Raw genomic sequence first — 14,801 nt, 5'->3', positions numbered from 1 at the left:
CATCCAAAACCCATTGGGTTAGAATGCCCCCCTTTTCTGCCCCCGATCCTTGAGGACCGCCATGTTCAGCCGTGATTTGACTATTGCCAAGTACGACGCCGACCTTTTTGCCGCCATGGAGCAAGAAGCTCAGCGCCAGGAAGAACACATTGAGCTGATCGCTTCGGAAAACTACACCAGCCCAGCGGTGATGGAAGCTCAAGGCTCGGTCCTGACCAACAAGTACGCTGAAGGCTACCCAGGCAAGCGTTACTACGGTGGTTGCGAGTACGTCGACATCGTTGAACAACTGGCCATCGACCGCGCCAAGGAACTGTTCGGCGCCGATTACGCCAACGTTCAGCCGCACGCCGGTTCGCAAGCCAACGCCGCTGTTTACCTGGCCCTGCTGCAAGGCGGCGACACCATTCTGGGCATGAGCCTGGCTCACGGTGGTCACCTGACCCACGGCGCCAGCGTTTCCTCCTCCGGCAAGCTGTACAACGCCGTACAGTACGGCATCGACGCCAACGGCCTGATCGACTACGACGAAGTCGAGCGTCTGGCGGTTGAGCACAAGCCGAAAATGATCGTGGCCGGTTTCTCTGCCTACTCGCAGATTCTCGACTTCCCGCGTTTCCGCGCCATCGCTGACAAAGTCGGCGCTTACCTGTTCGTCGACATGGCTCACGTGGCCGGTCTGGTTGCCGCGGGTGTTTACCCGAACCCGGTGCCTTTCGCTGACGTCGTGACCACCACCACGCACAAGACCCTGCGCGGTCCACGTGGCGGCCTGATCCTGGCTCGCGCCAACGCCGACATCGAGAAGAAACTGAACTCCGCGGTATTCCCGGGCGCCCAGGGTGGCCCGCTGGAGCACGTGATCGCCGCCAAGGCAATCTGCTTCAAGGAAGCGCTGCAGCCTGAGTTCAAGGCTTACCAGGAACAAGTGGTGCTGAACGCCCAGGCCATGGCCGAAGTGTTCATCGAGCGCGGTTTCGACGTGGTTTCCGGTGGTACCAAGAACCACCTGTTCCTGCTGTCGCTGATCAAGCAGGACATCTCCGGTAAAGACGCCGACGCCGCTCTGGGCAAAGCGTTCATCACCGTCAACAAGAACTCCGTGCCAAACGATCCACGCTCGCCGTTCGTCACTTCCGGCCTGCGTTTCGGTACTCCGGCTGTGACCACTCGTGGCTTCAAGCAAGCCGAGTGCAAAGAGCTGGCCGGCTGGATCTGCGACATCCTGGCTGACCTGAACAACGAAGCGGTGATCGACGCCGTTCGTGAGAAAGTCAAAGCCATCTGCAAGAAACTGCCGGTATACGGCGCTTGATGCGACGCTAAACCCGCAGCATGAAAAACCGGCCAAGTGATTGGCCGGTTTTTTTTCGCCTGAATTTTTTCAAACGCGTGAACCGCTCAAGAATGGGACTCACCGCACAACTGGTCAGACCGGTCATGCCAATTCGTCATTTTTCACTTGCGATCATGGAAAATCAGCGCCTAGACTGCGCCTGCACTGGACATACCGGTAAGACCACAATAATTAAGTCCTGAATCTGATGCGCCCCGCGCACGGCAGCCAGGACACCGACCAGGATTCCTCCCATGCTCAGATGGTGCTCGCGTTCAATCTTCCTCCAAGTGGTTCTCGGACTGATGCTCGGCATCGTCTGCGGGCTGACCCTTCCTGAATACTCGGCCCAGCTCAAACCGCTCGGCGACGGCTTCATCAAACTGATCAAGATGCTCATCGGCCTCATCGTGTTCTGCGTGGTGGTCAGTGGCATCAGCGGCGCCGGCGATCTGAAGAAGGTCGGGCGCATCGGCCTCAAGTCAGTGATCTACTTCGAAGTGTTGACCACCATCGCTCTGGTGATCGGCCTGGTCTTCGCCTTCAGCACCGGCATCGGCAGCGGCGCGAATATCCATCTCGAGCAACTGTCTGCGGCCGACATGGGCGATCTCGCCGAACGCAGCCAGCACATGCACACCACCACGCAGTTCCTGATGGACCTGATTCCGACCTCGGTGATCGGCGCCTTCGCTGACAACAACATCCTGCAAGTGCTGCTGTTTTCGGTGCTGTTCGGTAGCGCGTTGAATCTGGTCGGCGAAGCAGCTTCCGGGATCTCGCGCCTGATCAACGAACTGAGCCATGTGATCTTCCGCATCATGGGCATGATCGTGCGTCTGGCGCCGATCGGCGTGTTCGGCGCCATCGCTTTCACCACCAGCAAATATGGCCTCGACTCCCTGCAACATCTGGGTAGCCTGGTCGGTTTGTTCTACCTGACCTGCATCGCCTTCGTCAGCGTGATTCTCGGTCTGGTGATGCGTGCTTCCGGCCTGCGCATGTGGCCGCTGTTGAAGTATCTGCGTGAAGAACTGCTGATCGTCATGGGCACGGCGTCGTCCGACGCGGTACTGCCGCAGATCATGCGCAAACTCGAACACCTCGGCATCGGCAGCTCGACCGTGGGTCTGGTGATTCCGACCGGGTATTCGTTCAACCTCGACGGTTTCTCGATCTACCTGACCCTGGCCATCGTGTTCATTGCCAATGCCACCGGCACGCCGCTGGCCATGACCGACCTGCTGACCATTCTGCTGGTATCGCTGATCACTTCCAAAGGCGCCCACGGTATTCCCGGGTCGGCCCTGGTGATTCTGGCGGCCACGCTGACAGCGATTCCGGCGATCCCGGTGGTCGGTCTGGTGCTGGTGTTGGCGGTGGACTGGTTCATGGGCATCGGCCGGGCACTCACCAATCTCATCGGCAACTGCGTCGCCACGGTTGCGATCGCCCGTTGGGAAAAAGACATCGACGTACAACGCGCCAACAAAGTACTCAGCGGTCAGCAGGGCTACACCTTTCAGCCGCGTAAACCAGCAACTCCGGCGCACCAGCAGGAGTTCTGATTTCAACCCTATCGGCGCTGCCGCAAGTGGCGATCTTTTGATCCCGGTTTGCGGCGCCCCTTTGGGCACATGGAGCAAGACAAGTGATTACCACATCAACCGTCGTCAACTCAGTCGTAGAAAAACTGCGCGCCGCATTGGCCCGTGGGCAGTGGCGCTCCGGCGACATGCTGCCGGGCCAGCGTGAACTGGCCGAGCAACTGGGCATCAGCCGCCCGAGCTTGCGTGAAGCGGTGATCGTCCTGGAAACCCTGGGCCTGGTGCGTTCGATGCCGGGCAAAGGCGTGGTCGTGCTCGACGCGCAAATCGGCGACAGCCAGAGCCACGACAGCGCAGTCGCCGGGGCCAGCCTCGAAGACGTGCTGCAACTACGTTACACCCTCGAGCCGTTCATCGTCGGTCTGGTGGCGCAGTCGATCAGCAGCAAGGAAGTCGGCCAGTTGCGCCTGACCCTGATGGACATGCGCGAAGCCCTTGAAGCCGGCGACAGCGAAGCCGGAGTCAACGCCTACATCGCCTTCCACGAAGAGCTGTTCACCCTGACCTCGAATCCGATCTTCCAGAGTGTGGTGCAACAGACCAGCAACGCCCTCAAGCAGAGCGCTGAAGTGCTGCGCAACTCACCGGAACATCTGGCCGAACGGCTGGAAGAAAACGAAGCCGTGGTGCGCGCCATCCGCGGCAAGAACAGCGCCCAGGCCAGCGCCGAAATGCGCCGGCACATTTTGCGCGAAGGTCAGCGCATGGGCATCGAGCTGAATATTCCGGAAGACAACCTGAGTCGCTGATTTCTATTGGAGACAGGCTATGAACAGTTTCGCTTCACCCTCGCACGCCCAGCCGACCACCGCGCACCTGCCCTTTTCCCGGCTGCGGGCGCCGGTGGAGGATCTTTATCCGCGACTGTTGGATGCGATTCTCGAACAGCGCATCAATCCAGAAAGCCGCTTCACCGAAGACAGTTTGAAAGAGATGTTCTGTGTCAGTCGCGCCGATGTGCGCCGGGTGCTGACGCAGCTGTCGCTTGAGCAGGTCATTGTGCTGCGGGCCAATCATCGGCCGCGTGTCGCCGCACCTGATCGGGAGCAGACGCGGCAGGCTCTGCATGCGCGGCGACTGGCCGAAAACACCTTGGTGCGTCTGGCGTGTCAGCGCCCGCAGGCTGAAGGGTTGAAACGCTTGCGCGGGTTGATCGAGCGCGAGCGTCAGGCGGTTGAGCAGGATCGGCGTGGGGCGGCGATTCGCTTGTCGGGGGAATTTCATCTGCACTTGGCGCAGATGGCGGGGAATGCGCCGTTGGCGCATTTTCTTGGCAGTCTTGTGCCGCTTACATCATTGGCGATTGCGCGAAGTGAGGGCCAGACGCATAGCTGTTGCGCTTGGAAGGAGCATTTGGCGTTGGTGGAAGCAGTGGAGCGAGGCGATGCTTCCAAGGCTGGCATGCTGATGAATCGGCATTTGGATCTTCTTGAACAGGCACTGCTCGGTTCAGACCTTGAGCATTGTGCTGTCGGTTAGATCGCCTTCGCGAGCAGGCTCGCTCCTACATTTGAAATGCGTTCCCCTGTAGGAGTGAGCCTGCTCGCGATGGCGTCATTGCGGGCACCGAAAGCCCATCAGGCAGAAACCACTCTGGCAAACCCCGCCCGAATCTTCTCTTCCGGCAAATCATCAGCAATAAACACAATCACGCTTTCCCGCGCCTCGCCCTCGGCCCATTCGGTGTCCCAGTCGAAACCATAAAGCTTCAACACGCCCTGAAACACCAAGCGCCGATCCTCACCGGCAATGTTCAGCACGCCTTTGTAACGCAGCAACTGCTTGCCGTGTTCCTCGAGCAGTTCATTCATGAACTCGCTGAGCTGATCGATATCCAGCGGCTGATCGGTGCGCAATACCAGACTGGAAATACGATCAATCGACGGCGCCTTGCTCACCGGACGCAAGCTCAAACCACCGCCGAGATCAGCGTTGAGGTTGAACCCGCGCACATCCAGCAGTTCTGCCAGATCGATGTTGCCGTGTTCAACCACACGGACTGGCGCCCGGCGATTGATTCGCGTCAGGCGTTCGCTCAGTGCGTTGAACGTGGCTTCGTCGACCAGATCGGTCTTGCTCACCAGCAAGCGGTCGGCAAAACCGATCTGCGCCTGGGCAATGGTTTGGGTCAGGTGCACATCCGCGTGCGCCGCATCGACCAGGGTGATGATGCCGTCGAGCAGGTAACGCTCGCGCAGTTCTTCGTCGATGAAAAAGGTCTGCGCCACCGGGGCTGGATCGGCCAGCCCGGTGCACTCGATCACCAGACGGTCGAACGCAATTTCACCGCTGTCCAGCCGTTCTAGCAGCAGGTACAAGGCTTTGGTCAGATCAGTGTGAATGGTGCAGCAGACGCAGCCGTTGGCCAGGGTCATGACTTGCACCGGCTCATCACCCAACAACTGAGTGTCGATGCCGGCATCGCTGAATTCGTTTTCGATCACGGCGATTTTCAGGCCGTGCTCGGCTTTCAGAATATGGCGCAGCAAAGTGGTCTTGCCGGCGCCGAGGAAACCGCTGAGTACCGTTACAGGTATGGGAGAAGACAAAACAGATCCCCTTCACAAAATGAATGAACAACACAAAAACAACTGTGGGAGCGAGCCTGCTCGCGAAAGCGGTGTGTCAGTCAAATCATTCATCAACTGACACTCCGTATTCGCGAGCAGGCTCGCTCCCACAGGGGATTGCATCAACCGCAGGCTGTCAGCTCAACAGCACTTCGGCCCACCCTTGCCACCGTAACGGGCTTCCTGACGTTCGCGGAAGAACATCTCGTAGCTCATCACCGGTTTGTCCGGGTGCTTGGTTTGCATATGCTCGACGTAGGTGTCGTAGTCGGGCATGCCGACCATCAGGCGCGCGGCCTGACCGAGGTATTTACCGAGGCGACTCAGGTCATTGAACATGGTGCAATCCTCTGGTTACGCATCCGGCAGGGCCTGGAATGGCGATTCTTTATCCGTACGCTCTTTTTTGCCCCAAGCGGCGACGCCGACCTTGAGCGCGTAGAACAGGATGCTGAAGACCACGAACAGGAACAGCGCGGTGAGCGTTGCGTTGGTGTAAGCGTTGAAGATCACGTGCTGCATCTGCTCGACGCTTTTTGCCGGTGCCAGCACCTGACCATTGGCCAGCGCATCGCTGTACTTTTTGGCCAGCGACAGGAAGCCGATCGCCGGGTTGGCATCGAACAGCTTGATGAAGCCTGCGGTCGTGGTGCAAATCAGCAGCCAGGTAGCCGGCAACAGGGTGACCCAAATGTAGCGCTGACGCTTCATTTTGATCAGGACCACGGTGCCCAGCATCAGCGCAATACCGGCCAGCATCTGGTTAGAGATACCGAACAGTGGCCACAGGGTGTTGATGCCGCCCAGTGGATCGATTACGCCCTGATACAGCAACCAGCCCCACATCGCCACACAACCGGCGGTGGCGATCAGGTTGGCAGTCCACGATTCGGTGCGCTTCAGCGCCGGCACGAAGGAGCCGAGCAAGTCCTGCAGCATGAAACGTCCGGCACGAGTGCCCGCATCCACAGCCGTCAGAATGAACAGCGCTTCGAACAGGATCGCAAAGTGGTACCAGAACGCCATGGTGTTTTCACCCGGCAGGACACTGTGCAGGATCTGCGCGATACCGACCGCCAGGGTCGGCGCACCACCGGCACGGGCCAGGATGGTGGTTTCACCAATGTCATGCGCCACCGCTTGCAGCGCTTCCGGCGTGATCGCAAAGCCCCAGCTGGAAACTACTTGCGCAACCGATGCCACGTCACTGCCAACCACGGCAGCCGGGCTGTTCATGGCGAAGTACACGCCTGGCTCGATCACCGACGCGGCAACCATGGCCATGATGGCGACGAACGACTCCATCAGCATGCCGCCGTAACCGATGTAACGGGCGTTGGTTTCGTTATCCAGCAGTTTCGGCGTGGTGCCCGAAGAAATCAGTGCGTGGAAACCCGATACCGCACCGCAAGCGATGGTGATGAACAGGAACGGGAACAGACCGCCCTTCCACACCGGACCAGTGCCGTCGACAAACTGGGTCAGCGCCGGCATTTTCAGCTCGGGCATGGTCACCAGAATACCGATCGCCAGGGCGATGATGGTGCCGATCTTGAGGAAGGTGGAGAGGTAGTCACGCGGTGCCAGAATCAGCCAGACCGGCAGCGACGCCGCGACGAAACCGTAACCGACCAGCATCCAGGTAATCTGCACGCCAGTGAAGGTGAACGCCTTGGCCCACACCGGATCAGCAGCAATCTGCCCGCCGAGCCAGATCGAACCGAGCAGCAGCAACACGCCGACTACGGAAATTTCGCCGATGCGACCCGGGCGGATGTAGCGCATGTAAATGCCCATGAACATCGCGATCGGGATGGTTGCCATCACGGTGAAGATGCCCCATGGGCTCTCGGCCAGCGCTTTAACCACGATCAATGCCAGCACCGCGAGGATGATGATCATGATCAGGAAGCAGCCGAACAAGGCGATGGTGCCGGGCACGCGGCCCATTTCTTCACGCACCATGTCGCCCAGGGAACGGCCGTTGCGCCGGGTCGACATGAACAGAACCATGAAGTCCTGCACCGCGCCCGCCAGCACCACGCCGGCAATCAGCCAGAGCGTGCCGGGCAAGTAGCCCATCTGCGCCGCCAATACCGGGCCGACCAGAGGTCCTGCGCCAGCGATGGCAGCGAAGTGGTGACCGAAAAGAATGTGTTTGTTGGTCGGCACATAGTCCAGACCGTCGTTGTTGAGCACGGCGGGGGTGGCCCGACGCGGGTCCAGTTGCATCACATTGTTAGCGATGAACAGGCTGTAGTAACGATACGCAACCAGATAAATGGCCACGGCAGCGACCACGATCCACAAGGCGTTGATCGCCTCGCCGCGGCGCAATGCCACTACGCCCAGGGCGCACGCTCCTACGATTGCCAGCACTAGCCAGGGTAAGTGGCGTAGCAGGCTATTATTATTTTTCATTTTATTATTCCAGCCAGGGTGGACAAGAAAGACAGCCACCCCGAGTTTAGCGCTTACGGCGCCAAAGGCCATACCCCGACGTTGGTCTAGACGCTTTAGCGATTGGCTGGCGCCCGCATTCGCGGTCTATAGTCAGCGAACCTTCATGAGGATTGCGCCATGAGCGAGCACCCAGCCAACCGTCGTCGCTTCAAACGTATTGCGTTCGATGCCAGAACCGAGCTGAGTCAGGGCCAGTTCATCTGGCCAGTGAAGTTGATTGATCTGTCGCTCAAAGGGCTGCTGATCGAACGGCCGGAGCCGTGGTTGGGGGATGCGGAGAAGGATTTTTTTGTCGACATTCATCTGAGCGATGACACCGATATCGAGATGGATGTGCATCTGGCACATGAGGAGAACGGCCAGTTGGGTTTTGTCTGCCGGCATATCAGTCTGGAATCGATCCAGCGGTTGCGGCGGTTGATCGAGTTGAACCTGGCCGATCCGCAAGAGCTGGAACGCGAATTGGGCGCCCTGATCGAGATCTAGAATCCACCAAAGATCAAATGTAGGAGTGAGCCTGCTCGCGATAGCGTTTTTACATTCAACACTTCAGTTGGTTGATGTACCGCTATCGCGAGCAGGCTCACTCCTACAGGGGTCGGTGGTTTATTCGAAGAGCGCGTCGAGGGCCTGTTCGAGGCGGGTCACGGCGATGATCTGCAAGCCCGGAGGCGATTCCTTCGGCGCATTGCCCTTCGGCACGATCGCCCGCTTGAAGCCATGCTTGGCCGCTTCCTTCAGACGCTCCTGCCCGCTCGGCACCGGGCGCACTTCACCAGACAGCCCGACCTCACCAAACACCAACAGATCATGCGGCAACGGCCGATTGCGCAGGCTCGACATCACCGCCGCCATCAACGCCAGATCCGATGCCGTCTCCAGCACCTTCACCCCACCGACCACGTTGAGGAACACATCCTGATCGTGAGTCGGAATGCCGCCATGGCGATGCAAAACCGCGAGCAACATCGCCAAACGGTTCTGATCCAGCCCCAGCGTTACCCGACGCGGGTTGGCCAGATGACTGTCATCCACCAGCGCCTGCACTTCCACCAGCATCGGCCGTGTGCCCTCCCACGTCGCCATCACCACACTGCCGGGGACTTCTTCCTGCGCACGGGTAAGAAAAATCGCCGAGGGGTTGGAGACTTCTTTCAACCCCTTGTCGGTCATGCCGAACACACCGAGTTCGTTGACCGCACCGAAACGGTTTTTCACCGCACGCAGCAAACGCAGACGCCCATCGGATTCACCTTCGAAATACAGCACGGTGTCGACCATGTGCTCGAGAACGCGAGGCCCCGCCAGCGCGCCTTCCTTGGTGACGTGGCCGACGAGGAAAATCGCCGTACCACTTTGCTTGGCGTAACGCACCAGCAACGCCGCACTCTCGCGCACTTGCGATACGCCGCCAGGTGCCGATTGCAGCTGTTCGGTGAAGATCGTCTGGATCGAGTCAATCACCATCACCTTGGGCTTTTCCTGACGGGCCGTGGCGATGATGGTTTCGATGCAGGTTTCAGTCATCACCCGCAGTTGATCCTGGGGCAAGCCGAGGCGCCGGGCGCGCATGGCCACTTGCTGCTGGGACTCTTCGCCAGTGACATAAAGGGCCGGCATGCTCTTGGCGAGGTTGCACAGGGTCTGCAACAGGATCGTCGATTTGCCTATGCCAGGATCACCGCCGATCAACACCACCGAACCATCGACCAGACCGCCGCCCAAAACCCGATCCAGTTCACCGGACGCGGTGGAGAAACGCGGAATCTCTTCGATGCTGACTTCGGCCAGCGTCTTGATCTGCGCCTGCTGCCCGGCCCAACCGGTGCGACCGGTCGGCGCGGTGGCACCACCGCTCTCGATCATGGTTTCAGTCAGGGTGTTCCAGGCGCCACACTCGCCGCACTGGCCCGCCCACTTGGGAAAGGTTGCGCCGCACTCAGTGCAGCCGTACATGCGCTTGGCCTTGGCCATCTGGATCCCCCGGCAAAAACCGCGATGATAACGCAGCCACCGCTCAGCGCGGCGCGACGGTGCGGATTTCGCCGTTGGCCAGACGCGCGGCGCTATTGCCCAGCGGGTCTTCGGCATTGAGGTCGGCGCCCTTGGCCTTGAGCGCATCGAGCAATTCCAGGCGCTTGAACAACCCGGCGTACATGGCTGCCGTCTGCCCGGCACTATTACGCTGATCGGGGCTGCAATCGGTGGCCATCAAGCGACGGGCGATCTGTAGTTCACCTTTGAAAATCGCCCCCATCAGCGCGGTGTTGCCGCGTTGATCTTGCGCACAGGCATCGGCGCCGGCAGCGAGTAACCGCTCCACCGCCGGCGCTTGACCGTGATAAGCCGCGAGAATCAGCGCGGTGTAGCCTTTGCTGTCGCGGGTATCGAGGGAATAGCCGGACTCGATAAAGGTGTCGAGCATCGGCACGTCACCGCGCCGGGCGGCATCGAAATAGTAATCCTGCAACTGTGCCTTGATCGCCTCAGGGCTTTGCCCGGCCTGCGCTGTAAAGGACAGGCAGGCGAGTAACAGCAAGAGATAGGAACGCATAAACACTCTCCTTGGACAGAACGGGGCCCGAATCAGGCCCCGCGCTGCACGGCGTCGAGATCAGTCGGCGAGTTTCGCTGCCAACGCCTTGACCCGGCTCAGGTCACCCTTGGCCACTTTGGTCACACCAGTCCCGTATTCCGGGTCGGCCTTATAAAGGAAGGACAGGATGATGTGCTTGCTCTCGTCATCGGTGGTCGCCAGTGAGCCGCCGAAGCTGTCGATCAGGTCCTGACGCTCCTGCTGGCTGAACGAGCGATACAGATCACCGGCTTGCTTGAAGTTCTGCTCACGCTGGATCTTCGCCTGCTGCGTGCTGCCCGACAGCGCCGCCTGGCTGTAACGCGCACTTGGCGTCTCATCACGGGGTTGCAGTCGGCTCGGCTGATAGTTCACGCCGCTGTTGCTGGCGCCGAAGTTCATCGCGCCATCCTGATTACCATTATTCACGGCAACTTTCGGCGCATTGATAGGCAACTGCAGCGCATTGGCACCCAGGCGATACATTTGCGTATCAGCATAAGAGAACACTCGACCTTGCAACAAACGGTCTTCGGAAGGTTCGATACCCGGAACAATATTGGCCGGCGCCATGGCCACTTGTTCGGTCTCCTGGAAGACATTCGCCGGATTGCGGTTCAATACCATTTGTCCAACTTTTCGTTCAGGAATACCCGGCCAGATCTTGGTAGCGTCTAATGGATCAAAATCAAACTTGGACAAATCTTGTGGTTTCAGCACTTGAATGTACAAGTCCCACTTCGGGAAGTTACCTTTATTAATGTTGCTCACCAGGTCATTGGTCATGTGACTGTAGTCTTGACCCTGAACGTTAGCGACTTGCTTTGGAGTCAGATTATTAATTCCCTGCAAGCTCTTCCAGTGAAACTTTACATAGTTAACTTCGCCCTTGGCGTTGATCAACTTGTACGCATGCACACCATTGCCGTCCATCTCTCGATAACTGGCGGGAGTTCCCGAATTCGAATACAGCTCGGTCAGCGTGCGAGTGGCCTCCGGTACATGGGAGAAGAAGTCGAAGCGACGCGAATCGTCATCGAGGTTAGTCCGTGGGTCGGGTTTGAAGGCGTGCACCATGTCGGGAAACTTGATCGCGTCACGGATGAAAAAGGTCGGGAAATTGTTACCGACAAGATCCCAGTTGCCATCGGCCGTGTAGAACTTGGTGGCGAAACCCCGTGGGTCACGCAGGGTTTCCGGCGAGTGATTGCCGTGCACCACCGCAGAGAAGCGCACAAATACCGGCGTACTCTGGCCGGCGGCGAACACCTTGGCCTTGCTCAAGTCGCTAAGATCGTTGGTCACGGTGAAGGTGCCATGGGCGCCGGTACCGCGAGCGTGAACCACGCGCTCGGGAATGCGTTCACGGTCAAAACGCTGCAACTTCTGAATCAGTTGCACATCCTGCAGCAGCACCGGACCGTTGGCGCCGGCAGTCTGTGAGTTCTGATTGTCGCCCACTGCGGCACCGTTATCGCGGGTCAGCGGCGCGGCGTTAACGGAGAAGGCCAGCAAGCTGGCGGTGAGTACACCGAAGGTACGGCGACGGGGAAAAGCCCCCAGTCCAAGTGCGGAGTTCATATCAGGATCCTCTGGTTGTTTTGGGGCGCATCCAGATGCGCCAACCCAAGGCTAGAGGCCTGCGACGTCGAACATAAATAGAAAGAACGTAACGCCATGATTGATAAAATTGGCTTTCTGATCAGCGGGTTACCGGATATAACGCGCGCGATTGGTGGCACTTTGCAAACTAATCGTCGATTAATGTGTCGATAAAAACGGGCATTGTAAGAAGGTGTTTCGCGCAGGACGCGTTTTGCTGATTTACACTGCGTACACCAAACTCATCTGTAACAAGGAAATAACCTATGGGCGTGCTAAGTGAGTTCAAGGCCTTCGCGGTCAAAGGCAATGTGGTCGACATGGCCGTCGGTATCATCATCGGTGCCGCCTTCGGCAAGATCGTTTCATCGTTTGTCGGCGACGTGATCATGCCGCCAATCGGCCTGCTGATCGGCGGGGTGGACTTCAGTGACCTGGCCATTACGCTTAAGGCCGCAGTGGGAGACAGCCCGGCGGTGGTATTGGCTTACGGCAAGTTCCTGCAGACTGTGCTCGACTTCATCATCGTTGCCTTCGCCATTTTCATGGGTGTCAAAGCCATCAACCGTCTGAAACGCGAAGAAGCCGTGGCCCCTACCCTGCCACCGGTTCCGACCAAGGAAGAGGAATTGCTGGGCGAGATCCGCGATTTGCTCAAGGCACAAAATACACAGCCCTGAACCTTCGGCACAAAACACAACGGCGCCTGCGAGGCGCCGTTTGTTTACCAGTAGTTTTCCACCGCCACCTGGCCAGGCCGACGGGTCAGGCTGAGGCTCATGTGCCGTTTTTTCAGCAAGGCGCGAGTGTCGTCAATCATCTGCGGATTGCCACACAGCATGACTCGGGAGTGTTCGGCCGAAAGCTCCACGCCTGCGGCGCTCTCAAGCTCGCCGTTTTCGATCAGCGTGGTAATCCGCCCAGCCAGCGCGCCAGGGTGTGACTCTCGCGTGACGGTCGGGATGAATTGCAGTTTGTGGATGTGTTCCGTCAGATAATCGCGCTGTGCCAGACCCGCAATCAATGACTGGTACGCCAGTTCGCGCGCCTCCCGGACGCTATACACCAGAATGATCCGTGCGAATCTTTCCCAGACTTCAAAGTCCTGCAGAATCGACAGGAACGGCGCCACTCCCGTACCGGTGGACAGCAGCCACAAATCCCGGCCATCGACGAAACGATCCAGAGTCAGATAGCCAAACGCCTGCCGATCCACCAGCAGCGTATCTCCGACTTCAAGTCGACTCAGTTCACTGGTGAATTCACCACCGGGCACCACAATGGAAAAGAATTCCAGGTGCTCATCGAACGGTGAGGACACCATGGAATAGGCACGCCAAACTGTACTGCCATCAGCCTTGATCACACCGAGCCGGGCGAACTGCCCGGCCCGAAAACGAAATCCCGCGTCACGGGTGGTTCGCAAGGTGAACAGGCTGGGCGTCAAGGGTTTTACGTCAAGCAAGGTCTGGCAGGTGAAATTCTCTACGCTGGCTGTCATGAGGCACTCCATTCAACGATTGCCCCCAGTTTCGCGCAAAGCCGCACTCTTAAACACCACTGTTTTGTAATGATATTGCGCGCATTCAACTACCTTTCAAGAATTGTACAAGTCTTGTCAAACGTCACTTGCTAATAAAAACAGTCAAAGATGACAAGTCACATATAACACCACGTACTTAAGATCACGTTATGCAGTTGCCCCTCCCTTTAAGAGCAAAAAAATCAAAACGCAAAGTAGGAAACGTCCTACACTCGTTTGCGTGCTAATCCCGTTGGATCCAACAAGCACCCCAGACATTGCACGGAGCACTTTTAATGGAAACGTGGAAGGAGTCACAGTTAAAGCAACTGACTTTCGCCAAAGGTATTGATACTGCCTACCCGATACTGCTGAGATTTGCCGAAAACCTGGGATTTAATTTCTTTGCAATATCAGTCACTTCACCAAGGCAAGTAACAAAGACGAATGCCCTGCAAATCAATAACTACCCCACCCAATGGAATGAACAATATGAGCAATTGCACTACTCTGAAGTTGACCCGGTAATAGCACACTGCAATCACTCAATGATGCCGGTGATCTGGAATGAAACGCTGTTTTCCAACGCACCGCGACTTTGGCAGGGCTTGCAAGAACAAGGTCTGCAGCATGGCTGGTCACAATCGTTCCATCATGAGGCAAGCGGCTTTTGCAGCATTCTCAGTCTGGCGCGCAAGCATTGCCCGATCAGCCCACTCGAGTTATATGAGCATTTCGGCTACATCTTTTATGCAGCCAGTCATTTGAGCGAATTATTCGCCCGCACACTCCCCATGGCAGCCAAGACCCGACAGCCGCATCTCTCCCCCCGAGAGCTGGAGATTCTGCAGTTATCCGCCGGGGGCAAGACCGCCTACGAAATCTCCAAGATTCTTAGCCTGAGCGAACGCACCGTGAACTACCACGTGCAAAACGTGATCGAGAAGCTCAACGTCTGCAACAAGATCTCTGCCGTCATTGCGGCAGCCAGAGCTGGCATCATCTAGATGCGAGGCCTTGCAACGGTTTAAAACATGCGGGTATTCCCGACGAAAAAAACGTAACATTTACGCCCTTCCTGAGTGATGGCGCAGTCTTCCTCGCGTTGCAGTCCACTCGGTCGGGT

Annotated in this window: 14 protein-coding genes; 7 read left to right on the top strand and 7 right to left on the bottom strand. The window is 58.0% G+C overall.

The window, feature by feature from the left end:
• Positions 1-61 precede the first annotated feature (61 nt).
• The 4 genes from glyA (at position 62) to GTU76_RS07610 (ending at position 4,422) form a co-directional block, all read left to right on the top strand.
• Complete coding sequence (gene glyA / locus GTU76_RS07625) at positions 62-1,315, top strand: serine hydroxymethyltransferase (RefSeq protein ID WP_007909785.1); 1,254 nt, start codon at positions 62-64, stop codon at positions 1,313-1,315.
• 275 nt (positions 1,316-1,590) lie between these two features.
• A complete protein-coding gene (locus GTU76_RS07620) occupies positions 1,591-2,904 on the top strand; it encodes a C4-dicarboxylate transporter DctA (RefSeq protein WP_150694652.1) in 1,314 nt (437 codons plus the stop codon).
• Between the two features lie 83 nt (positions 2,905-2,987).
• Positions 2,988-3,692 (top strand): FCD domain-containing protein, encoded by a 705-nt coding sequence (locus GTU76_RS07615; protein WP_180698361.1) that lies wholly within the window; start codon positions 2,988-2,990, stop codon positions 3,690-3,692.
• A gap of 19 nt (positions 3,693-3,711) precedes the next feature.
• Positions 3,712-4,422 carry a GntR family transcriptional regulator gene (locus GTU76_RS07610; protein ID WP_180698360.1) on the top strand — a complete coding sequence of 237 codons (711 nt, stop codon included), beginning with the start codon at positions 3,712-3,714 and terminating at the stop codon, positions 4,420-4,422.
• A 98-nt stretch (positions 4,423-4,520) separates the two neighbouring features.
• Here the strand turns inward: GTU76_RS07610 and yjiA are convergent, their stop codons facing one another.
• From yjiA to GTU76_RS07595, 3 genes are all read right to left on the bottom strand, one after another.
• Positions 4,521-5,492 carry a GTPase gene (yjiA, locus tag GTU76_RS07605; protein ID WP_175553164.1) on the bottom strand — a complete coding sequence of 324 codons (972 nt, stop codon included), beginning with the start codon at positions 5,490-5,492 and terminating at the stop codon, positions 4,521-4,523.
• A 162-nt stretch (positions 5,493-5,654) separates the two neighbouring features.
• Entirely contained in the window at positions 5,655-5,852 is a 198-nt protein-coding gene (locus GTU76_RS07600) for a YbdD/YjiX family protein (RefSeq protein ID WP_003228401.1), read from the bottom strand.
• A 15-nt stretch (positions 5,853-5,867) separates the two neighbouring features.
• Positions 5,868-7,934: a carbon starvation CstA family protein gene (locus GTU76_RS07595; protein ID WP_180698359.1), complete on the bottom strand. Its 2,067-nt coding sequence runs from the start codon at positions 7,932-7,934 to the stop codon at positions 5,868-5,870.
• Positions 7,935-8,093: 159 nt separating this feature from the next.
• Here GTU76_RS07595 and GTU76_RS07590 point away from each other — a divergent pair, with 159 nt between their 5' ends.
• Positions 8,094-8,462 carry a PilZ domain-containing protein gene (locus GTU76_RS07590; protein WP_175553163.1) on the top strand — a complete coding sequence of 123 codons (369 nt, stop codon included), beginning with the start codon at positions 8,094-8,096 and terminating at the stop codon, positions 8,460-8,462.
• 120 nt (positions 8,463-8,582) lie between these two features.
• Here GTU76_RS07590 and radA read toward each other — a convergent pair whose 3' ends face one another.
• Genes radA through katB form a run of 3 tightly spaced genes read right to left on the bottom strand, consistent with a single transcriptional unit; the run spans position 8,583 to position 12,132 of the window.
• The gene (gene radA / locus GTU76_RS07585; protein WP_007909773.1) at positions 8,583-9,950 is read right to left on the bottom strand and encodes a DNA repair protein RadA; all 1,368 of its coding nucleotides are present in this window, start codon (positions 9,948-9,950) and stop codon (positions 8,583-8,585) included.
• Positions 9,951-9,993: 43 nt separating this feature from the next.
• Entirely contained in the window at positions 9,994-10,530 is a 537-nt protein-coding gene (locus tag GTU76_RS07580) for an ankyrin repeat domain-containing protein (RefSeq protein WP_180698358.1), read from the bottom strand.
• Between the two features lie 60 nt (positions 10,531-10,590).
• A complete protein-coding gene (gene katB / locus GTU76_RS07575) occupies positions 10,591-12,132 on the bottom strand; it encodes a catalase KatB (protein ID WP_180698357.1) in 1,542 nt (513 codons plus the stop codon).
• A 287-nt stretch (positions 12,133-12,419) separates the two neighbouring features.
• Here katB and mscL point away from each other — a divergent pair, with 287 nt between their 5' ends.
• Entirely contained in the window at positions 12,420-12,833 is a 414-nt protein-coding gene (mscL, locus tag GTU76_RS07570) for a large-conductance mechanosensitive channel protein MscL (protein ID WP_016986181.1), read from the top strand.
• A gap of 44 nt (positions 12,834-12,877) precedes the next feature.
• On the opposite strand, the gene GTU76_RS07565 is transcribed toward mscL, so the two are convergent.
• Positions 12,878-13,654 carry a ferredoxin--NADP reductase gene (locus tag GTU76_RS07565; protein ID WP_016986180.1) on the bottom strand — a complete coding sequence of 259 codons (777 nt, stop codon included), beginning with the start codon at positions 13,652-13,654 and terminating at the stop codon, positions 12,878-12,880.
• A gap of 317 nt (positions 13,655-13,971) precedes the next feature.
• Between GTU76_RS07565 and GTU76_RS07560 the strand changes: the two genes are divergently transcribed.
• Entirely contained in the window at positions 13,972-14,682 is a 711-nt protein-coding gene (locus GTU76_RS07560; RefSeq protein WP_016986179.1) for an autoinducer binding domain-containing protein, read from the top strand.
• Positions 14,683-14,801 lie beyond the last annotated feature (119 nt).

Origin of the sequence: Pseudomonas crudilactis, from assembly GCF_013433315.1 — a bacterium.
GTDB lineage: Bacteria > Pseudomonadota > Gammaproteobacteria > Pseudomonadales > Pseudomonadaceae > Aquipseudomonas > Aquipseudomonas crudilactis.
This window is presented reverse-complemented; position numbering and strand designations above follow the sequence as displayed.

What these genes read in the sequence shown, in the direction of transcription:
- GTU76_RS07560 (WP_016986179.1), top strand. Translation starts at nt 13,972, where the DNA reads ATGGAAACGTGGAAGGAGTCACAGTTAAAGCAACTGACTTTCGCCAAA.
- GTU76_RS07610 (WP_180698360.1), top strand. Translation starts at nt 3,712, where the DNA reads ATGAACAGTTTCGCTTCACCCTCGCACGCCCAGCCGACCACCGCGCAC.
- radA (WP_007909773.1), bottom strand. Translation starts at nt 9,950, where the DNA reads ATGGCCAAGGCCAAGCGCATGTACGGCTGCACTGAGTGCGGCGCAACC.
- GTU76_RS07565 (WP_016986180.1), bottom strand. Translation starts at nt 13,654, where the DNA reads ATGACAGCCAGCGTAGAGAATTTCACCTGCCAGACCTTGCTTGACGTA.
- katB (WP_180698357.1), bottom strand. Translation starts at nt 12,132, where the DNA reads ATGAACTCCGCACTTGGACTGGGGGCTTTTCCCCGTCGCCGTACCTTC.
- GTU76_RS07620 (WP_150694652.1), top strand. Translation starts at nt 1,591, where the DNA reads ATGCTCAGATGGTGCTCGCGTTCAATCTTCCTCCAAGTGGTTCTCGGA.
- glyA (WP_007909785.1), top strand. Translation starts at nt 62, where the DNA reads ATGTTCAGCCGTGATTTGACTATTGCCAAGTACGACGCCGACCTTTTT.
- GTU76_RS07590 (WP_175553163.1), top strand. Translation starts at nt 8,094, where the DNA reads ATGAGCGAGCACCCAGCCAACCGTCGTCGCTTCAAACGTATTGCGTTC.
- GTU76_RS07600 (WP_003228401.1), bottom strand. Translation starts at nt 5,852, where the DNA reads ATGTTCAATGACCTGAGTCGCCTCGGTAAATACCTCGGTCAGGCCGCG.
- GTU76_RS07580 (WP_180698358.1), bottom strand. Translation starts at nt 10,530, where the DNA reads ATGCGTTCCTATCTCTTGCTGTTACTCGCCTGCCTGTCCTTTACAGCG.
- mscL (WP_016986181.1), top strand. Translation starts at nt 12,420, where the DNA reads ATGGGCGTGCTAAGTGAGTTCAAGGCCTTCGCGGTCAAAGGCAATGTG.
- GTU76_RS07595 (WP_180698359.1), bottom strand. Translation starts at nt 7,934, where the DNA reads ATGAAAAATAATAATAGCCTGCTACGCCACTTACCCTGGCTAGTGCTG.